Origin of the sequence: Phytobacter sp. V69, assembly GCF_965644215.1 — a bacterium.
In the GTDB taxonomy this organism is placed as follows: Bacteria; Pseudomonadota; Gammaproteobacteria; order Enterobacterales; family Enterobacteriaceae; genus Phytobacter.
On sequence record NZ_CBFFRL010000386.1, the window covers coordinates 1 to 1,985 of the forward strand.

Consider the following 1,985-nt stretch of genomic DNA (forward strand, 5'->3'; position numbering starts at 1 on the left):
TCCATCGGGAATAAGGATCTGGCAGCCTGAGTTCCCAACTAAAATACTCTCCAGGAAAACCGGGGCGGTTCAGTTCCCCCATTTCTTCCTTAATGTCGATAATGTCACACTCCATGCAGAGCAGAAAAAATCCCGTCTAATAATTCAACGGCTTGTTTATCAACTCTTTGCCAAGGACTCCGAGTCGCTACATTACGTCCGAGAAATAAAGCTCTTGGTCATTAACGCATGTGCAGGCATAAACTCAGGGTTATATCGACTGGCGGAGTTGCTCGCCAATGGTTGCAGTCAGGAATTAGCAATGACTGCTTGTGGCACACAGCGGAGAAGCAAATGAGATGGTTGTCCGCAGACTCCTGGAGTCGATTAAAAAATCAGAATACAGAAAACCATTCAGACTTTTATCGGGAATAACAATGTCAGCGGGTTGACTATGGAAGGCTCAAAGCCAAAACGGGTGTAAAAACATTTAACTTCTTCATTCAGCGCATGCACGGCCAGTGCTCTCACCCCGACCTGAAAGGCAATGTTTTGCGTACGGTATATAGCATCCTTAAGAAGTGCGGCACCAAGCCCATTCCCGGACCAGGCCTGGTCGATGGCAAGCCGTCCCAGGACAATGACCGGAATGACTTCAGGCGCGTTGCGTCTATAGGCCCCAGGCACTGTGTTACGGTGGACGCTACCCGAAGATAAACAATAATAACCGATGACCCGGTTCGTGTTTTCTGCGCAGACGACATAGACACGGGAAATGCCGGTACTGTGGTTTCTGAGAGCCTTCTTCTTTAACCACTCATTAAGGGCAGGCTCCTGGCAGCAGAACTCAGCGATGTTATGTTCAGCCGTCAGGGATTCAGGCGCTCTCATTCCCATGGTGATTTGCGGTTCATCAGGTTATCGATTCGCGCCTGGCGCTCCGGCGTTATTGGGGCGTCAAGCTCTTCAATAAACGCCTCAAACTGATTGTCATTGAGGAGGAACAGTCGTTGATCAAGTAGAATGTCCTGTGCTTCCCTGCAGGCAACCTCAAGCATAAAATCAGTCCGTGATTTTGAGACCAGGCTTGCGGCCATGTCGATCAGGTCACGCTGTGATGTTTTGGCCCGGATATTAATCGGAGCTTCACGAACGTCTGGTTTCATAGATACCTCATGTTTAGCAGATTTATATACGATTATAGCCTTTGTATATAGAAACGCTATACAAATCTGTCATACTTTCGTCGGTTAGAAACACAAGCCGCGTTGTATCATCATGCATCATTCAGGACTGATAAAGTTGTATCCAACTGATAATGTCATCGAGCTGCTGGTTGTCAGTTGGCCGCAGTTTTAAAAACAGCTGCAGCGACGTAGTCCTGCATTTTCTCGGTTGAAGAGCCGACACCATCAACTGATCCCATTCCCTGCCTGCCATAATCTGTCAGCACTCTTCTGCCGCTGCCGGTAAAAACTGCTTTGCTTCGATGCTCATAAACTTTCTCCATGATACAGTCACACGTCAGGCCCGTATGTAAAGTGGGGTCAGACGCTTGAGAACAAGCCGGTTATTCGCATTCAGAGAGAGGGGATCTCTGAGTATTTATCCATAGTTCGTTTTTTATCGATACGTATCTTTCGCCACGCCTGAAAGTCCGGGCGTGTTTCCGCCATCCTGACGACTTCAACAGAGAAAACCTTATATTTGCCCTGCTGCTGGGGCACGCCAAGCCAGCGGCGTATGGCGGCGTCTGTCCACAGACGGGAGTTCTTAAGCCTGTAGACCGTGATCCATTTTTCTGACCATGCATCATATTTCTGGCAACGCAGCTGATACCGTCGCTCTTCTTCCCGTCTTTTCCAGTCGCTGTCTACAGCAAACTTTCGGTGACCAACAAAAATCCACTGGACTTTGCCCATGTCCTGTCTCTGAACCGCCCCGGGAATCCTGGAGACTAAACTCTTTGAGAGAGAGGTAAACAGGATGACTAAAAACACACGTTT

Annotated in this window: 5 protein-coding genes; 1 reads left to right on the forward strand and 4 read right to left on the reverse strand. The window is 48.5% G+C overall.

Annotated elements, in window-relative coordinates; translation table 11 throughout:
- The coding region (locus tag ACSZPU_RS25350; RefSeq protein WP_499004361.1) for a hypothetical protein at nt 1-337 on the forward strand (337 nt) is incomplete at its 5' end.
- A 56-nt stretch (nt 338-393) separates the two neighbouring features.
- Here ACSZPU_RS25350 and ACSZPU_RS25355 read toward each other — a convergent pair.
- From ACSZPU_RS25355 to ACSZPU_RS25370, 4 genes are all read right to left on the reverse strand, one after another.
- Complete coding sequence (locus ACSZPU_RS25355; protein WP_499004362.1) at nt 394-876, reverse strand: GNAT family N-acetyltransferase; 483 nt, start codon at nt 874-876, stop codon at nt 394-396.
- The gene (locus tag ACSZPU_RS25360; RefSeq protein WP_004902250.1) at nt 867-1,145 is read right to left on the reverse strand and encodes a type II toxin-antitoxin system TacA family antitoxin; all 279 of its coding nucleotides are present in this window, start codon (nt 1,143-1,145) and stop codon (nt 867-869) included. Before ACSZPU_RS25360 ends, ACSZPU_RS25355 begins: the two co-directional genes overlap by 10 nt.
- A gap of 173 nt (nt 1,146-1,318) precedes the next feature.
- Nucleotides 1,319-1,489 (reverse strand): hypothetical protein, encoded by a 171-nt coding sequence (locus ACSZPU_RS25365; protein ID WP_499004363.1) that lies wholly within the window; start codon nt 1,487-1,489, stop codon nt 1,319-1,321.
- Between the two features lie 70 nt (nt 1,490-1,559).
- Nucleotides 1,560-1,901, reverse strand: a complete 342-nt coding sequence (locus tag ACSZPU_RS25370) for a hypothetical protein (protein ID WP_499004365.1) — start codon at nt 1,899-1,901, stop codon at nt 1,560-1,562.
- Nucleotides 1,902-1,985 lie beyond the last annotated feature (84 nt).